The following is a 16,572-nucleotide window of genomic DNA, read 5'->3' as shown; positions in this document are numbered from 1 at the left end:
ACAAATCGCAAGAAAGGGAGTGCTAGGGATGCAAGACCCAGCGTTGAAGAACCAGTCCCGGGGGCGCGAGCTGACGGAGGGCGAACTGGCCTTCGCCAACGCGCTGGAGCGCATCTACGAGACGGGCGAGCACGACTTTGCGAAGGTTGCCGACAAGCTGAACGAGCGCGGCACGCCCCGTCCCTCGGGAGAGAGCGGCGCCTGGTCGCTGGACGTGCTCGAAGCCGAACTCAAAGCCATCAACGCGTCGCACGACGCAGCCCATGCCGAACACGGCATCGGGGCCTGATCAGCGAAGGAGCCTGACATGCAAGCGAGTGAAAACGTCCGTGACCGCGTCGACGATTACATCAGCCGCGGCGTGCGCGGTTTCTGGACCCCGGTGGCAACCTCGGTCCAGCTGAAAACCGGCAAGCCCCTGGCCCGCAAGATCATGGGCGAGAACCTCGTCATGTGGCGAGATGGCGCCGGCAAGGTCCGCTGCGTCGAGGATTTCTGCCCGCACCGCGGCGCCAAGCTGTCGCTGGGCAACGTGCAGGACGGCAATATCGCCTGCTGGTACCACGGTGTGACCGTGGACGGCACCGGCACCGTTGTCCGCGTGCCCGCGATGCCCGACTGCGCGCTGGAGGGCCGCAAGGCGCTGACATCCTACGAATGCGCCGAGGCGGGTGGGGCGGTGTTCCTCTACATGCCGTCCGCCGATCGTCCCGAAGCGCCCGCGTTCGTACCGCCGGTCGAGTTGACCTCGGACGAATGGCAGGTCTTCCCCTGCATGACCAACTGGGATTGCAGCTATCGCTTCAGCCTCGACAACGCGGCCGACCCGATGCACGCCTCCTACCTGCATGCCAGCAGCTTCACGCTGGCCTATGGCTCCAAGCAGGACACCATGAAGCTGGAGAAGCGCGAGCACGGCTTCCAGATCGAGCGCGTGTCGCAGCAGGGCGTCAACTTCGACTATACCGAAGTGGTGATGGAGGAAGGCATGATGTACTTCCGCCTCGACATTCCCTACCCGGACGGCGCGGGCCCCGGCGGCCCCTTCCGCATCGTCGGTTTCGCGACGCCGATCGACGAACACACCCACCACAGCTTCTTCTGGCGCTGCCGCAATGTGCAGGGGGTCTCGGCCGAGAGCTGGCGCTTCCTCTACCGCGCGTTCCTCGAAGACCGGCACTGGCACGTGCTGGAGCAGGACCGCACCATGCTCGAGTCGATCCCCGACGACGCGCGCCGCCGCGAGATGCTCTACCAGCACGACATCGGCGTTTCGCGCCTGCGTCAGATGCTGGTGCGCCGCGCCAAGGAGCACTTCAAGGCTCTCGACGCGCAGGATGCTGCGGGCAAGCAGTCGGCCTGATGATGGACGCGGCCCTCATCCCGATCGCTCCGGAGGCGGTGCTCGACGCCGTGTCCCGGCCGTTCGAGGCGAAGGCCGCGGTCGATCTCCGGGGGCGCCGGGTGACCGGTGCGCTGGACCTGCGCGAGCGGGAGCTCTGCGGTTTCGACCTGTCGGGCACGCTGTTCGAAGGGCCGGTGCTGCTGGACGGCTGCGTGACGCAGGGCATCAGCTGGTTCCGCAACTGCACCTTCCAGTCGCGCGTCTCGGCCATCGGCGCGCGCTTCGGTACCGACCTGCGGCTCGACGGATCGTCGGTCGCGGGGAACCTCGCGCTCTCCAAGTCCGAGTTCTGGGGGGCGCTGGTGCTGGACCGCGCCGAGATCAACGGCACCGCCTTCCTGGACAACCTCCAGGTGCTCGGCTCGCTCTCCTGCGCGGCCGCCCGCTTTGCCGGGCCGGTCAGCCTCGAACAGACCGACGCGCTGGGCGGCCTCTGGGCCGACGGGGCGCGCTTCAAGTCGCGGGTGACCGCGACCGGCATGGAAATTCACGGCCGCACGTGGCTCCGGCATGTCAGGTTCGACGACGCCGGCACCACGACACTGGCGCGGCTGACGCCCCAGATCCGTCTCTACGGCTATCTCTGGAACTGACACCAATCTGCTGAAACGACAGGAAAAGATCATGACCTCCAGCCTGGAACTCCGGAACATCACGAAGATCTTCCCCGACCAGAACTCGGGCCATGCGATCACCGCGGTCGAGAACATGAGCTTCTCGGTCAAGGCGGGCGAACTGGTGGCCGTCGTCGGCCCCTCCGGCTGTGGCAAGTCGACGATCCTCAACATGGTTTCGGGCCTCTACGGCGCGACCCACGGCGAGGTCCTGATCGACGGCGAAGTGGTCACCGGCACCCGCCCCGAAGTGGGCTTCATGCTGCAGAAGGACCTGCTGCTGCCCTGGCGCACCATCGTCAAGAACGTCGAGTTCGGGCTCGAAGAGAAGAAGATGACCCGGGCAGAGCGGCGCGAGCGCGCGATGGAGGAACTGGCGCGCATGAAGCTGGCCGAGTTCGCCGACAAGTACCCGCACCAGCTTTCCGGCGGTATGCGCCAGCGCGCGGCCCTGGCCCGGACGCTGGTCATCCAGCCCGACATCATCCTGCTGGACGAACCCTTCTCGGCGCTGGACGCGCAGACCAAGCTGGTGCTGCAACGCCATTTCGCCCGGACCATCGCCGAGTCCGGCGTGACCTGCGTGCTGATCACCCACGACCTCAACGAGGCGGTGATCATGGCTGACCGCGTCGTCGTGATGTCGGGCCGTCCCGGCACCGTCGTCGACGAGTTCCCCATCGAACTCGGCAATCGGCAGGACCCGCTGGCGCGCTCGCTCGAGCCCCAGGCAGGGGTCTACGTGAAGCGTCTGTTCGACACCCTGCACCTAGAAAACCAAGCGGCCTGAGAGCCGACCAACAAGGAGAAGACAATGCGTTTTGGTTTTGTGAAAGCGGCAACTTTCGCTGTCGCGACGGCGCTGGCGACCCTGCCGGCCGTGTCCCATGCCCAGGAAAAGGTGAGCTACCTGTTCCCGGCGCCCGACTTCCTGCCGGCTTTCACCCCGTTCCAGGTGGCCCGCGTGAAGGGCTACTATGAAGACGCCGGGCTCGACGTGAGCTGGGCCATCGGCAAGGGCGGCGCCGACGTGGCGAAGCAGGTCGCGGCAGGCAACTCGGACCTCGGCGGCGGCATCGGCGACACCCCGATCATCATCCGCCCGAACGGGCTGGACGTGAAAGCCGTGGCGGTTCTGGGCGGCAAGGCCCTGACCCAGATGGTCATCCGCAAGGACAGCGGCGCGACCGACGTGGCCGGGCTGAAGGGCAAGGACATCGGCGTGATGGCCTTCCAGGACACCACCTATTACAACCTGCTCGCCGCGCTGGCCTCGCAGGGGATGACCAAGAACGACGCCAACATCCAGGCCGTCGGCCCCGCCGGTATGGTCCAGCTGATGATCTCGGGTGATCTGGACGCGATCTCGGGCACACCGGACTGGGCCGCCGCGATCGAGGGCGCAGGCATCGAGCTGACCATCGTTCCGATCAACGACCTGTTCCCGGCGATGGCGCAGGCGATCCTCGCCTCCGACAAGATGATCGCGGAACGTCCCGAGGTCGTGAAGGCCTTTGTGCAGGCGACCCTGAAGGGCATGCGCGACGTGATGGAGGACCCGGCGGGATCGTCCAAGCTGCTGGCCGAGAACATCCCCCAGTTCGAAGGCAAGGCCGCGATGCTGGAAGACATCATGAAGCGCTACACCAACCTGGTCTACGCGACCGATGACATGACGAAACTGGGCATGATCGATCCCGAGCGCATGGCCGCGGTGGCAGAGTTCTACAAGAAGAACGAAATCGTCACCGAGACCCTGCCGGTCGAGGACTACTTCGACAACCAGTTCGCCGCACCCACGGAGTGAACATGGCTGACACCACCGCATCCCTCAACGACGGCGCACCGGAGGTTTCCTCCGGTGCCCCCCACCCGAAGGCAAAAAAGATGAGCAAACCGACGCGCAAGGGCATTTCCGGTTCCGGTATCGAACTGGCCGCCATGATAGGTGTCGGTGTCGTCTTCCTGGCGGCCTGGGAGTTCCTGCCGCCGCTGCTGGATGTGCCGCGCTACATCATCCCGACCCTCAGCAACTGCATCGAGGAATTCGGGAACATGCTGCAGCGCGAGGCCCTTCTCAAGCACTTCATGTCCACGCTGATCTCGGCGCTGGTCGGGTTCGGCCTCGGCGGTCTGCTCGGCGCGGCATCGGGGTACCTGCTGGGCCTGTCGCGCCTGTGGGAACGGGTTCTGTCGCCTTATATCCTTGCGCTTCAGATCGCGCCCAAGGTGGCCTTTGCCCCGCTGTTCATCATGTGGTTCGGCTACAACTCGATCCCGAAGCTGCTGGTGACCGTGCTGGTCGTCTTCTTCCCGATCCTCGTCAACGTGCTGCAGTCGATGAAGACGGTGGACCGTGACCTGATCAACCTCGCGCGGGTCTACTCGATGAACCGCCTGACCATCTTCCGCAAGATCGAGGTCCCGTCCTCGCTGCCGAACCTGTTTGCCGGTCTGCGCATCGGCGCCACGCTCGCCGTGATCGGTGTGACCGTGGGTGAACTGGTGGGCGGCAACACCGGCCTCGGCTTCCTGATCAGCTACGGCGAGGGTCAGGCCAACACCGCGATGGTGTTCAACGCCATCATCCTGCTGACCGTGATCGGCATCGCGCTCTACTTCGCCGTCGCGGCGGTCGAGAAGCGTGTGCTGCACTACCTCGAACGCCAGGACCACTGAGCCATGACCGGTTCCGTTCCTTCCGTCACCCACGCCACCGCCGCCGGTATCTCGTACTGGCGTCGGGAAGGCTCCGGGCGCTGCCTGGTCTGCCTGCATGGCATCGGGTCCAATGCCGGGAGCTTCCTTCCGATGCTGGGCCACCTGCCGGCGGACTGGGACGTGATCGCATGGAACGCACCGGGATACGGCGCCTCTGCGCCGCTGGCCAAGGACTGGCCGGTCGAGGCCGACTACGCGGCGGCGCTGCTGGGTTTCCTTGACGCCCTCGGCCTTGAGCGGGTCACGCTGCTGGGCCATTCGCTGGGCACCCTGATGGCGGCGCGCTTTGCCGCCGATCATCCCGGCCGGGTCGACACCGTGCTGCTGGGCGCCTGTGCGGCGGGCCACGGCGTTGCGCCGGGTAGCCCCCTGTCGGAGGCGACCGCCGCCCGGCTGGCGGAACTGGACACCCTCGGGGCCCGCGCCTTTGCCGAGAAGCGGGCGCCGCGCCTCGTGGCGCAGCCCGAGGCCCGGCCCGAGGCGCTCGCGCGGGTCACCGACGCGATGGCCGCCGTCACCATGCCCGGCTACGGGCAGGCGGTGCGGATGCTGGCCTCCGGTCGGCTGGCCGACAGCCTGCGCGCGGTCACGGTCCCCGTGCACATCGTCTGGGGCACCGGCGACGTGGTCACCCCGCGCACCCAGAGCGAACGCGCCGCCGAGGCGCTCGGCGGACTGGACATCATCGAAGTGCCGGAGACCGGACATGCCCTGCATGTCGAGACTCCGGCCGAGTTTTCCGCGGCCCTGCTGGCCTGCCTGAACGGCACGTCGGCGGTTCCGCGCCCCCACAACAAGAAGGAGACCCTAGCATGAGCACCGACATGGTTCGGGTAGGTCATCTGCGCGGCATCGTGATGCGCGCGCCGGGGATGACGGCAACCAAGAACTTCTACGTCAACGACTGGGGCCTTGAGATCGCCAAGGAAGAAGAGGGTGTCGTCTACCTTGCCGGAACCGGCAAGGAGCCGTTCATCTACGCCCTGAAGGATGGCGCGAGCTACGGCATCGAGTACATTCACCTCGGCATGCCCGACCGCGCCTCGATCGACGCGTTGCATGCGCAGGTGGTGGCCAAGGGCCAGACCGTGCTGGGCGCGCCTGCCGAATTCGCGGATGCCATCGGCGGCTACGGGTTCGAGATGCTGGACCCGGATTTCCGCCGCCTGCGGTTCACCACCGATCTGGCGATGCGCGAGCCGGAAGCCAAGTTCGCCTATCCCCGCAAGGTCACGCACTGCGTACTGAACACCCCCGACATGGAGGCGACCGAAGCCTGGTACTGCGACGTCCTCGGCTTCCGCGTGTCCGACTACTCGGCGGACCAGATGGTCTTTCTGCGGTCGGCACAGGATATGGAGACGGTGGATCACCACTGCATCGCACTGGTCCGCGCGCCCTATGCCAGCGTCAACCACATCGCCTTCGAGATGGCCTCGCTCAACGACTTCATGCGCGGCATCGGCCGGATGAAGCAGAAGGGTCAGGTACCGTCCTGGGGCCCGGGCCGTCACGGCCCCGGCGACAACCCCTTCGCCTACTTCGTGTCGCCTTCGGGCTTCGTCATCGAGTTCACCTCCGAGGTGCAGCAGATCGACGAGATGACCCACGAGGCGCAGGTCTGGCCGCGCGACGTGCCCGAGAAGATGGACCAGTGGATGACCGCAGGCCCGCCGACCCCGGCACAGCGCGCCGTCATGATGGGACGTCCCGATCCGGGCTTCCCGCCCTCCAATGCCGAGTGATCCATGGACCTTGGACTGACAGATAAACCGGTGGTCGTCACCGGCGGCTCCTCGGGCATCGGCCTCGCCACGGCGCGGCTGCTGCTGGAGGAAGGCGCCCGGGTGGCGATCTGCGCCCGCGGTGCGGAGCGGCTGGAGAAGGTGGCGGCGGAGTTCGCCGCGACCTTCGGTGCCGACCGTGTTCTGGCGCAACCGGTCAACGTGCTGGACGAGGGCGACATGACCGCCTTTGCCGCAGCGGTGAAGGACCGGTTCGGCGGCGCGGTGGCGCTGGTGAACAACGCGGGGCAGGGGCGTGTCTCTACCTTCGCGGAGACCACGGACGACGCATGGCGCGAGGAACTGGAGCTGAAGTACTTCAGCCAGATCCGCCCCATCCGCGCGTTTCAGGACATGCTGGCCGCCAGCGGGGAAGGGGCCATCGTCGCCACCAACTCGCTGTTGGCGCTGCAGCCCGAACCGCACATGGTCTGCACCTCCTCGGCCCGCGCCGGGGTGCAGAACCTTCTGAAATCGCTGGCCCGCGAACTCGCGCCGGCCATCCGCGTGAACTCGATCCTCGTCGGCCTGATCGACAGTAACCAGTGGCAGCGCCGCTTCGAGGCCCGTGAAGACAAGAGCCAGTCGCGGGACGACTGGTACGCAAATCTCGCAAGAACAAAGAACATTCCAATGGGACGTCTGGGTCAACCGGAAGAGGCTGCGCGACTGCTCGCGTATCTGGCCTCGCCGGCCGCGTCCTTCATCACAGGAGCGCAAGTTGAAATCTCTGGCGGCATATCCCGATTCATTTGAACCCACCGAGGTGAATTCCCCCCGTCCGGAATACGTCGGCGACCAGATCGCCCGCGCTCTGGCCGATCTCGGGGTGAAGACCATCTTCGGTGTGATCTCGATCCACAACATGCCCATTCTCGACGCCATCGCCGAGCAGGGCCGCATCCGCTTTGTCCCGGCCCGGGGCGAGGCCGGGGCCATGAACATGGCCGACGCCTATGCCCGCGTGTCGGGTGAACTGGGCGTGGTGATGACTTCGACCGGCACCGCGGCGGGCAACGCTGCCGGTGGGCAGGTCGAGGCGCTGACGGCGGGGACCCCGCTGCTGCACATCACCAGCCAGGTGGATCTCAAGTTCGCCGACCGCGACCGCGCGCCGATCCACGACGTGCCGAAACAGCGCGAGATGCTGCAGGGCATGTCCAAGCAGGTCTTCCGCATCTGGGACGCACATGCCGCGATGGGTGTGCTGCAGGCCGCCGTCTCGGCCGCGCAGTCCGCGCCGAGCGGTCCGGTCAGCCTCGAGATTCCGGTCGATATCCAGCGCAGCGCGATCTCGGGCACCATGACCATCGGTGCCCCGGCACTGACCCGGCCCATCGCCTCGGACGCAGCGATCGACGCTCTGGCCGAGCGTGTGCTCGCGGCCAAGCGCCCGCTGATCTGGCTGGGCGGCGGTGCCCGCGGTGCCTGCACCGAGGCGACCGAACTGGTCGAGCGCGGCTTCGGCGCCGTGACCTCCACCAACGGCCGCGCCGTGGTGGCCGAGGATCACAAGGCGACGCTCGGGGCCTTCAACATGACCCCGCAGGCCGAGCAGCTGTACCAGAGCTGCGACCTGATGGTCGTCGTCGGCTCGCGCCTGCGCGGCAACGAGACCAAGGACAACAACATGGCCCTGCCGCCGCTCTGCCAGATCGACGCCGAGGCCAGCCAGGGTGGACGCAACTACCCGGTGGAGCTTTTCGTGCACGGCGATGCCGCCGACACGCTGCGCCGGCTGCTGGACCGTCTGCCGGCCAAGCTCGACACCGACCCGAACCTGGCCCACGAGATCTCGACGGCACGGGCATTGGCCGAGGGCGCGCTGCGCCAGCGGCTCGGGCCCTACCACGTGGTCGCCGACGTGCTGCTCGACCGCGTGTTCAAGGGCGCGCACCCCTGGGTGCGCGACGTGACCATCTCGAACTCGACCTTCGGCAACCGCTACGTCCAGATCGCGGCGCCCAACCTCGGCGTGCACGCGCTGGGTGGCGGCATCGGTCAGGGCATCGCCATGGGTGTCGGCGCCTCGCTCGCCGGGGCCAAGGGCAAGACCATCACCCTCGTCGGTGACGGTGGCGCACAGCTTGGCATCGCGGAACTGATCACCGCCGTGCAGGAGAACTGCCCGCTGGTCTACGTGATGATGAACGACGCGGCCTACGGCGTGATCCAGAACATCCAGGACGCGCAGTACGGCGGTCGCCGTCACTACTCGGCTCTGAACACGCCCGACTTCGGGGTGCTCTGCCAGTCGGTCGGTATGCCGCACGTCAAGGTGACCGACGTGGCCGAGTTTGCTGCGACGCTCGACAAGGCGATTGAACGTGACGGACCGATCATGGTTGAAGTCGACATGACCGAAATCGGCCCCTTCGCGCAGGCATTCGCAGGTCCTCCGGCCGGGGCAGCAGGCAAGGCAGACTAAGCATGAAACTCGGACTGATCGGATACGGAAACATCGCAGGATCGCTGCTGGGCGTCCTCGCGGGACAGGGGTTCAAGGCGGAGCGTCTCGACGTGCTCGCCCGCCCCGGTGCCGAGGCGCGCGCCCATGACAAGCTTGCCCCGGAGGGGCGGGCCATCAGCGACACCTTCGCCGTGCACGCATCGGTCGAGGAGCTTATCGCCTCCGGTCCCGACCTCGTCGTCGAGGTCGCGACCCACGTGGCTGTCAAGGAAAGCCTGATCCCCTGCCTGCGGGCAGGGATCGACGGCGTGCTGGTCTCGGTCGGGGCACTCGCCGATGCCGCGACCGAAGCGGCGCTGACCGCCGCGGCGAAAGAGGGCGGGGCGCTGCTGCGCATCGTCCCCGGCGCCGTGGGTGGCATCGACATGCTGGCCGCCGCGCGGCTCTCGGGCGGGCTGGAGGTCACCTATACCTCCCGCAAGCCCCCGCTTGCCTGGACCGGCACCCCGGCCGAGGCCAAGCTGGACCTTGCCACGCTCGACAAGGCCGAGGTGTTCTACGAGGGAAGCGCGCGCCAGGCGGCGACGGACTATCCCAAGAACGCCAACGTTGCCGCGACCATCGCGCTTGCGGGGGCCGGTTTCGAGGACACGCGCGTCCGGATGATCGCCGACCCCGAGGCACCGGGCAACGTCCACGAGTACACCGTGCGCTCCAACGCGCTCGATTTCACCATCCGGCTCGAGGGCAAGCCCTCGCCGGACAACCCGAAGACTTCTTTGTCGACCGTCTACTCGGTGGCGCGGGATATCCTGAACGCCGCCGGACCGGTCGCGATCTGAGGACGCTATGAAAGACACCACTCACGACTTTCCCGATGGCCGCATATTCGTCGGCGGCACATGGGAGCACGGCCAGGGCGCCCCGATCACCTCGACCTTTTCCCATGACGGGTCCGCGAACATCACCTTCAACGGTGCCTCCCGCGAGGACGGCGAGCGCGCCATCGCCCGCGCCAAGGCGGCGCAGGCCGATCCCGCGTGGCGCAACATGCTGCCGCACGAACGCGCCAAGCTGCTGCACCGCATCGCCGACGGGATCGAGGCCAACATCGACCGCATCTCGCGCCTCCAGTCGCGCGACACCGGCAAGACCCTGACCGAGACCGCCGCGCTGGCGGCTTCCGCCGTCGGCACCTTCCGCTATTTCGCCGCCGTGCTGGAAACCTCGGACGAGACGCTGACCAGCCGCCGCGGCACCTCGCTCACCGCGTCGGTGCACGAGCCCATCGGCGTCGTGGGGGCGATCACGCCCTGGAACTCGCCCATCGCCTCGGACGCTCAAAAGCTGGCGCCGGCGCTGGCGGCGGGCAATGCCGTGGTGCTGAAGCCCTCCAGCTGGTCGCCGCTGGTCTCACTCGAACTCGCCCGCATCTGCGAGGAGGCCGGGCTGCCCAAGGGTCTGCTCTCGGTCCTGCCGGGATCGGGCCGCGAAGTGGGCAACCTGATCGTGGAACACGCCGACATCGGCCGCATCGCCTTTACCGGCGGTACCGACACCGGCCGCCGTCTGGGCGAACAGGCAGGGCGCAAACTGATGCCGATCTCGCTGGAACTCGGCGGCAAGTCTCCGACCATCGTTTTCGAAGATGCCGATCAGGACCTCGCGGTCGCGGGCATCCTCTTCGGGATCTTCTCCTCCTCGGGCCAGAGCTGCATCGCAGGTTCGCGCCTCTTCGTGCAGCGATCGATCTATGATGCCTTCGTCGAGAAGCTTGTCGCCGCCACCAAGAAGCTGCGCGTGGGCGATCCCTTTGCCAAGGGCACCCAGGTCGCGCCGCTGATCAATACCGAGCACCGCGACGCGGTCGAGGGCTACATCAAGGGCGCGGTCGAAGAGGGCGGCGAGATCCTCTGCGGTGGCAAGCGTCCCGAGGGCGATCAATACGCCAACGGCGCCTACATTGAACCGACGATCATCGCGGGCCTGCCGAACACCGCCAAAACCTGCCGCGAGGAGATCTTCGGCCCCGTTCTGGTCGTCCTTCCCTTCGACGACGAGGCGGACGTGATCGCGCAGGGCAACGACAACGACTACGGCCTTGCCTGCGGTATCTGGACCCGCGATTTCCCCCGCGCATGGTGCGTGGCGGGCGCGATCAAGGCGGGCACCGTCTGGATCAACACCTACAAGCAGTTCTCGATCTCGACCCCCTTCGGCGGCGACGGCGCCTCCGGCATGGGCCGCGAGAAGGGGCGCGAGGGGCTGCGGGTCTGGCAGCGGCAGAAGGGCATCTATTGCGACCTGACCGGCCAGCCGCATCCCTGGGCAGGAGTTCCGGCATGAGCACGCTTGCAGGACGCCGCGTCGTCGTCACCGGGGCCGGTGGCGGCGGGCTGGGCAAGAACATCGCGCTGACCTGTGCAAGGGCCGGGGCCGAGCTGATCATCTCGGACATCGCGGAAGAGGGCCTGCAGGAGACACTGAAGGCCGTTGAGGCCATCGGCGGCAAGGTCGAAGCGAAGGTGATGGACCTTGGCGACCCCGAGTCCATCGCGGCCTTTGGCAAGTCGATCGAGGGGCCGCTGCACGGCCTCGTCAACAATGGCGCCATCGCCACCGGCATCGGCGGTATCGGCTTCGAGGAGATCCCGATCGAGAGCTGGGACAAGGTGATGACGGTCAACGTGCGTGGCACATGGCTGCTGATCCGCGCGTTGGCACCGCAGCTTCGGGCCTCGGGCTCTGGCCGCATCGTCAACCTCGCCTCCGACACCGCACTCTGGGGCGCGCCGAACCTGATGAGCTACATCTCGTCCAAGGGGGCCGTCATGGCGATGACCCGGGGCCTCGCCCGCGAGCTCGGGCCCGACAGGGTCGGCGTCGCGGCCATCGCACCGGGCATCCTGACCACGCCCAGCACCGAGTACGTGCCCGAGGCGCGCCACACGCTCTACGAGACGCAGCGCGCCGTTCCCGGTCCGCAGGGCACAGAAGAGGTCGCCGACGTCGCCGCCTACCTGCTGACCGAGGCGGCCATCACGCTGACCGGGCAGACGCTGCCCGTCGACCACGGCTTCGTGTTCAACTGAGGGAGATCCGCATGCCGCACAAGATCGCCATCCTCGGGGCCGGGCCGTCCGGCTGCTACCTCGCGCAGTCGCTGCTCAAGCTCGACGACGCGCTGGAGGTCGATATCATCGACCGCCTGCCGGTGCCTTACGGGCTGGTTCGCTACGGCGTCGCGCCCGATCATCAGGGCACCAAGGGGGTGGCGCGGCAGTTCGCGCGCCTGTTCGAGCGGCAGGGCGTGACCTTCATCGGCAACCTCGATGTGTGCACCGGCGATCATGGGGGCGAAATCACCCTCGCGGAGCTGCGGGAGCTGTACGACGTGGTGGTGCTGGCGACCGGCCTGCCCACCGACCAGAAGCTGGGGATCGAGGGCGAGGAGCTTGAGGGCGTGATCGGCTCGGGCGCCCTGACCCGCGCATGGAACGACCACCCCGACAGCCACGACCTGCCGCCCGCCAAGACCGGCAAGACGGTGACGGTCATCGGCAACGGCAATGTCGCGATGGACATCGTGCGCATCCTCTCCAAGGGCGAAGGCGAGTTCGAAGGCTCCGACTTCGGCACCCATCACGCCGAGCGCATCGCGGCGGCGGGTATCGAGCGGATCGAGGTCATCGGCCGCTCGCCCGCGCATATGGCCAAGTTCGACCCCGTCATGGTCAAGGAGATCGGCAAGAGTGCCCGTCTGCGTTTCGAGATCGCCGACCTGCAACTGAGCGCCGGGGCCGAGGCCGACAACACCCGCCTGCAGGCCCTCGCGACTCTGGCCGGGATCGCCCCGGACGACGCCCGCTGCACGGTGTCCTTCCGCTTCGGCTGGTCGCCCGTGCGACTTGTCGGGGCAGGGGGCAAGCTCACCAGTGCGCATTTCACCCGGGCCGACGGATCCGAGGCTCTGGACCTCCCGAGCGACACCGTGATAACTGCCATCGGCTTTTGCGACGATGCCCGGCTTGGACGGGCCGACCTTGTCGCCGGGGCCACAGATATCGACAGCGGCAGGCTGGCACCCGGGCTCTACGCGGCAGGCTGGTTCCGCCGCGGACCGCGCGGCACCATTCCCGAGAACCGCGCCGACTCGCAGGCGGTGGCCGCTGCCATCGTCGAGGATCTCGCCAGCCTTGCCGCCAGCGACAAACCCGGCCGGGCGGCGCTGCAGGCCCGCTTTGACCGGCTTACCGACTATGCCGCATGGCAACGCATTGACGAACACGAACGCGCGACCGTCAGCGAGGGTCGCGTCCGCAGCAAACTTCGCAGCCGCCGGGACATGCTGGCCCTGGCCCTGAACGAAACGGAGACCCCTTCATGAAGATCACCATCCTCTACGGTACCGAGACCGGCAATACCGAGATGCTCAGCGAGGACCTCGAGAGCGAGTTCGGCAGCGACCACGAGATCGAGGTCAAGAACCTTTCCGACGTCGCGCCTGAAGACCTGGACCTGACCGTGTTCCACGTCTTCCTCTGCTCCAGCTACGGCGACGGCGAACTTCCCGCCTCGGCCAAGCCCTTCGCCGAAGCGCTGGGGGCCTCCGACACGGATCTCTCCGGCCTGCGTTTCGCGATCTTCGGACTGGGGGACAGCGATTACGAAACCTTCGGACACGGCTCCGAGCAACTGGCGGACATGCTGGTCAAGCACAAGGCCGAGCAGGTCGGCCCGCGCCTGATCCACGACGCGCAGGGCGGCGACCTTGCCGAGGACCTCGCCTTCCCGTGGTTCGAGGAGCGCGTGGCCGAGGTCGAGGCGCTCTCGGACGCGGCCTGAGGCCATTGCCGCTGCATGGCGCCGTCTGGCGCCCCGTGGTACTCCGCAGATAACGAGCAATCACGGCAAGGCCCGGCGTTCAGACGCCGGGCCGTTTAGTCAGCACAACAGGTCCGGGTCTCCCAGCACCGATTCCTCCACGAAGCCCGAAAAGGCCGAGACCTTGGCTGGCAGCGTATCGTAGGGCGGGTAGTAGGCGGTCAGCCAGATCTCGGGCAGATGCCAGTCGGTCAGCAGCGCGACCAGCGCGCCCGACCGCAGATGCTCGGACAGCATGAAGTTCGGCAGCAGTGCCATCCCGCCTCCGCGCAGCGCCATATCCACGATCACCTCGCCACTGTTGGTCTCGAAGGGGTAGCTCAGGCTCAGGGACACCTGTTCGCCGGTATCGGCATGGGTCATCTGCCAGTGTCCGCCCCCGGCGAAATGGCTGTAGCCCAGCACCGAATGCTCTCTCAGGTCCTCGGGCCGCAGCGGCGCGCCGCGCTGGTCGAGGTAGGCGGGGCTGGCCACCAGCGCGCGGGGCACCTCGGCGATCTTGCGCCAGATGGTCGAGACGTCGGACGGCGGGCCGGAGATACGAAGCGCCATGTCGAATTCCTCGCCGATGATGTCGACAAAGCGGTCCGACATCTCGGCCCGGATCCGCATCCCCGGGTAGAGCGTGCAGAACTCGGTGAAGATCTCGGGCAGGAAGCGCTGCCCGAACGAGACCGGTGCGCTGATCCGCAGGTCTCCGGCCAGCGTGCCCTGCTGCTGCTTGACGAGGTCGCTGGCGCGGTCGAGCTCCTGCAGCAGCGGTTCCATCCGCTCGAGGTAGATCTGGCCCGCCGCCGTCAGCGAAACCTGCCGCGTCGTGCGCACCAGCAGTTGTACCCCCAGTTCGTCCTCCAGTTCGCCAACATAGCGGGTGACGATGGAGCGGCTCACGTTCAGTTCGCGCGCGGCCTCGGCAAAGCTGCTGACACGCGCGACGCGCACGAAGACCCGGATGCGCTCGATCTGTCCTGCCATCTGTTCTGTCCCCTCACACCGGCCCTTGAGCGTTCCCACTGACGCGCCATATGCCTAGTATCGGCGCCCGTTTCCACGTTGTCAGCTGGATTTCGCGGTTATTATTGCGCTGATCGCAATAGTGAATGGTGCAATGCGTGTATTCTGCGGGAGGCAAAGAGCGCCTAACTTCCAGTCAACGAAACACCGACCTGAAAGGCCAACATCATGATCAAGGATATCAAGGGCCTGCACCACGTCACCTCGATGGCTGCGGATGCGAGCGAGAACAACGCCTTCTTCACCAACGTGCTCGGCCTGCGCCGGGTCAAGAAAACCGTGAACTTCGACGCGCCCGAGGTCTATCACCTCTACTACGGCGACGAGATCGGAACGCCCGGTTCGGTCATGACATACTTTCCCTTTGGCCAGATGCCCTCGGGGCGTCGTGGCACCGGCGAAGTCGGCATCACCGAGTTCGCGGTCCCGACGGGCGCATTGACCTATTGGCAGGATCGCCTGACCGCCGCCGGTGTGGCTGGCCTCGAAAAGAGCGAGGCCTTCGGCGAGGCGCGGCTGAGCTTTGACGGCCCGGACGGCGACAGCTTTGCGCTGGTCGAGAGCGACGCGCGCGGTCGTACGCCGTGGACCGGGGGCGACGTGCCGGAGGAATACGGTATCCTCGGGTTCCGGGGCGCCCGGTTCCGCCTGAACGATGCCGCTGCCACGGGTGAGCTGCTGAACTTCATGGGCTACCAGAAGGCCGATACCTCGGGCGATCTGACGCGCTATGTGATCGAGGGCGGGAACGCCGCCGATACCATCGACATCGAGGCCATCCCCTCGGCCAAGTCCGCTACCCAGGGTGCCGGGTCCGTGCACCACATCGCCTTTGCGGTCGAGGATCGTGCCCGGCAACTCGAAGTGCGCAAGGCCCTGCTGGATACCGGGTATCAGGTGACACCGGTGATCGACCGCGACTACTTCTGGGCGATCTACTTCCGCACCCCCGGCGGCATCCTCTTCGAGGTGGCCACCAACGAACCGGGCTTCGACCGTGACGAGGACACCGCCCACCTCGGGCAGGCCCTGAAACTGCCGACCCGCTACGAACCCTACCGCAACCAGATCGAGGGGCTTCTGCCCGCAATCGGCAACTGAGCGGTGAAAGAAGAAGGAGACCGGAGATGTCGCTGAACGCATATACCGCACAGGTTCAGGCCCCCTCGGCCCCGACCGCGCCGCTGATCTTTGCCTTTCACGGCACGGGCGGGGACGAACACCAGTTCTTCGGCTTCGTCCGCCAGGTGGCCCCGGAGGCCGGTGTGGTCAGCCCGCGCGGCGATGTCTCGGAAATGGGCGCGGCCCGGTTCTTCCGGCGCACGGGCGAGGGGGTCTACGACATGAACGACCTCGCCCGCGCGACCGACAAGATGGCGGGCTTCGTGGCCGCGTACAAGGCGGCCCATCCCGACGCGCCGGTCTACGGCTTCGGCTACTCCAACGGGGCGAACATCCTCGCCTCGGTGGTGATACAGTACCCCGACCTGTTCGACCGGGTGGGCCTGCTGCATCCGCTGATCCCCTGGGAACCGGAGCCGGTCGAGGGGCTGGGCCATCGCGAGGTCCTGATCACCGCAGGGCGCCGCGACCCGATCTGTCCCTGGCCGCTGAGCCAGCGGCTGATCGACTGGTTCGGGGCGCAGGGCGCCTCGGTAACGACCGAAATTCACGAGGGCGGGCACGAGCTGCGCGAACCGGAGATCGGAGCGCTGGCACGACTGCTGACCGCCTAGGAAA

At 67.0% G+C, this 16,572-nt stretch carries 18 protein-coding genes; 17 read left to right on the top strand and 1 reads right to left on the bottom strand.

Translation table 11 applies throughout. The features are described from left to right. Positions 1 to 28 precede the first annotated feature (28 nt). The 15 genes from DDT93_RS23370 to DDT93_RS23300 all read left to right on the top strand — a co-directional run bounded on the left by DDT93_RS23370 (position 29) and on the right by DDT93_RS23300 (position 13,779). Entirely contained in the window at positions 29 to 289 is a 261-nt protein-coding gene (locus tag DDT93_RS23370) for a recombinase-like helix-turn-helix domain-containing protein (RefSeq protein ID WP_157960267.1), read from the top strand. Positions 290 to 307: 18 nt separating this feature from the next. After that, complete coding sequence (locus DDT93_RS23365; RefSeq protein WP_109468330.1) at positions 308 to 1,363, top strand: aromatic ring-hydroxylating oxygenase subunit alpha; 1,056 nt, start codon at positions 308 to 310, stop codon at positions 1,361 to 1,363. Then, a complete protein-coding gene (locus tag DDT93_RS23360; RefSeq protein ID WP_109468329.1) occupies positions 1,363 to 1,998 on the top strand; it encodes a pentapeptide repeat-containing protein in 636 nt (211 codons plus the stop codon). The genes DDT93_RS23365 and DDT93_RS23360 overlap by 1 nt, the downstream gene beginning before the upstream one ends. Positions 1,999 to 2,029: 31 nt before the next feature. After that, positions 2,030 to 2,809, top strand: coding sequence for an ABC transporter ATP-binding protein (locus DDT93_RS23355; protein WP_109468328.1), 780 nt, complete (start codon positions 2,030 to 2,032; stop codon positions 2,807 to 2,809). Positions 2,810 to 2,833: 24 nt separating this feature from the next. Next, positions 2,834 to 3,826: an ABC transporter substrate-binding protein gene (locus DDT93_RS23350; protein WP_109468327.1), complete on the top strand. Its 993-nt coding sequence runs from the start codon at positions 2,834 to 2,836 to the stop codon at positions 3,824 to 3,826. Between the two features lie 80 nt (positions 3,827 to 3,906). After that, positions 3,907 to 4,698 carry an ABC transporter permease gene (locus DDT93_RS23345; RefSeq protein WP_109468430.1) on the top strand — a complete coding sequence of 264 codons (792 nt, stop codon included), beginning with the start codon at positions 3,907 to 3,909 and terminating at the stop codon, positions 4,696 to 4,698. Positions 4,699 to 4,701: 3 nt separating this feature from the next. After that, a complete protein-coding gene (locus tag DDT93_RS23340) occupies positions 4,702 to 5,556 on the top strand; it encodes an alpha/beta fold hydrolase (protein WP_109468326.1) in 855 nt (284 codons plus the stop codon). Continuing rightward, the gene (locus DDT93_RS23335) at positions 5,553 to 6,485 is read left to right on the top strand and encodes a VOC family protein (RefSeq protein WP_198654949.1); all 933 of its coding nucleotides are present in this window, start codon (positions 5,553 to 5,555) and stop codon (positions 6,483 to 6,485) included. Before DDT93_RS23340 ends, DDT93_RS23335 begins: the two co-directional genes overlap by 4 nt. A 3-nt stretch (positions 6,486 to 6,488) precedes the next feature. After that, positions 6,489 to 7,280, top strand: a complete 792-nt coding sequence (locus tag DDT93_RS23330; protein ID WP_109468325.1) for an SDR family oxidoreductase — start codon at positions 6,489 to 6,491, stop codon at positions 7,278 to 7,280. Next, the gene (locus DDT93_RS23325; protein WP_109468324.1) at positions 7,246 to 8,952 is read left to right on the top strand and encodes a thiamine pyrophosphate-binding protein; all 1,707 of its coding nucleotides are present in this window, start codon (positions 7,246 to 7,248) and stop codon (positions 8,950 to 8,952) included. The genes DDT93_RS23330 and DDT93_RS23325 overlap by 35 nt, the downstream gene beginning before the upstream one ends. A gap of 2 nt (positions 8,953 to 8,954) precedes the next feature. Beyond that, complete coding sequence (locus DDT93_RS23320) at positions 8,955 to 9,776, top strand: aspartate dehydrogenase (protein ID WP_109468323.1); 822 nt, start codon at positions 8,955 to 8,957, stop codon at positions 9,774 to 9,776. Between the two features lie 7 nt (positions 9,777 to 9,783). Further along, the gene (locus DDT93_RS23315; protein ID WP_109468322.1) at positions 9,784 to 11,280 is read left to right on the top strand and encodes an aldehyde dehydrogenase; all 1,497 of its coding nucleotides are present in this window, start codon (positions 9,784 to 9,786) and stop codon (positions 11,278 to 11,280) included. Continuing rightward, a complete protein-coding gene (locus DDT93_RS23310; RefSeq protein WP_109468321.1) occupies positions 11,277 to 12,026 on the top strand; it encodes an SDR family oxidoreductase in 750 nt (249 codons plus the stop codon). Before DDT93_RS23315 ends, DDT93_RS23310 begins: the two co-directional genes overlap by 4 nt. An 11-nt stretch (positions 12,027 to 12,037) precedes the next feature. Beyond that, entirely contained in the window at positions 12,038 to 13,321 is a 1,284-nt protein-coding gene (locus tag DDT93_RS23305; RefSeq protein ID WP_109468320.1) for an FAD-dependent oxidoreductase, read from the top strand. Beyond that, on the top strand, positions 13,318 to 13,779 hold the full coding sequence (locus tag DDT93_RS23300; RefSeq protein ID WP_109468319.1) for a flavodoxin domain-containing protein: 462 nt from the start codon (positions 13,318 to 13,320) through the stop codon (positions 13,777 to 13,779). Before DDT93_RS23305 ends, DDT93_RS23300 begins: the two co-directional genes overlap by 4 nt. Before the next feature lie 99 nt (positions 13,780 to 13,878). Here DDT93_RS23300 and DDT93_RS23295 read toward each other — a convergent pair whose 3' ends face one another. After that, complete coding sequence (locus DDT93_RS23295) at positions 13,879 to 14,793, bottom strand: LysR family transcriptional regulator (RefSeq protein ID WP_109468318.1); 915 nt, start codon at positions 14,791 to 14,793, stop codon at positions 13,879 to 13,881. A gap of 207 nt (positions 14,794 to 15,000) precedes the next feature. Here DDT93_RS23295 and DDT93_RS23290 point away from each other — a divergent pair, with 207 nt between their 5' ends. After that, positions 15,001 to 15,933, top strand: a complete 933-nt coding sequence (locus DDT93_RS23290; RefSeq protein WP_109468317.1) for a VOC family protein — start codon at positions 15,001 to 15,003, stop codon at positions 15,931 to 15,933. A gap of 26 nt (positions 15,934 to 15,959) precedes the next feature. Next, complete coding sequence (locus tag DDT93_RS23285; RefSeq protein WP_109468316.1) at positions 15,960 to 16,568, top strand: alpha/beta hydrolase; 609 nt, start codon at positions 15,960 to 15,962, stop codon at positions 16,566 to 16,568. The last annotated feature ends 4 nt before the right edge of the window (positions 16,569 to 16,572 follow it).

Source organism: Albibacillus kandeliae (assembly GCF_003116585.1).
GTDB lineage: Bacteria > Pseudomonadota > Alphaproteobacteria > Rhodobacterales > Rhodobacteraceae > Albibacillus > Albibacillus kandeliae.
Note: the sequence above shows the minus strand (reverse complement) of the source record. Positions and strands in the feature narration are given on the sequence as shown.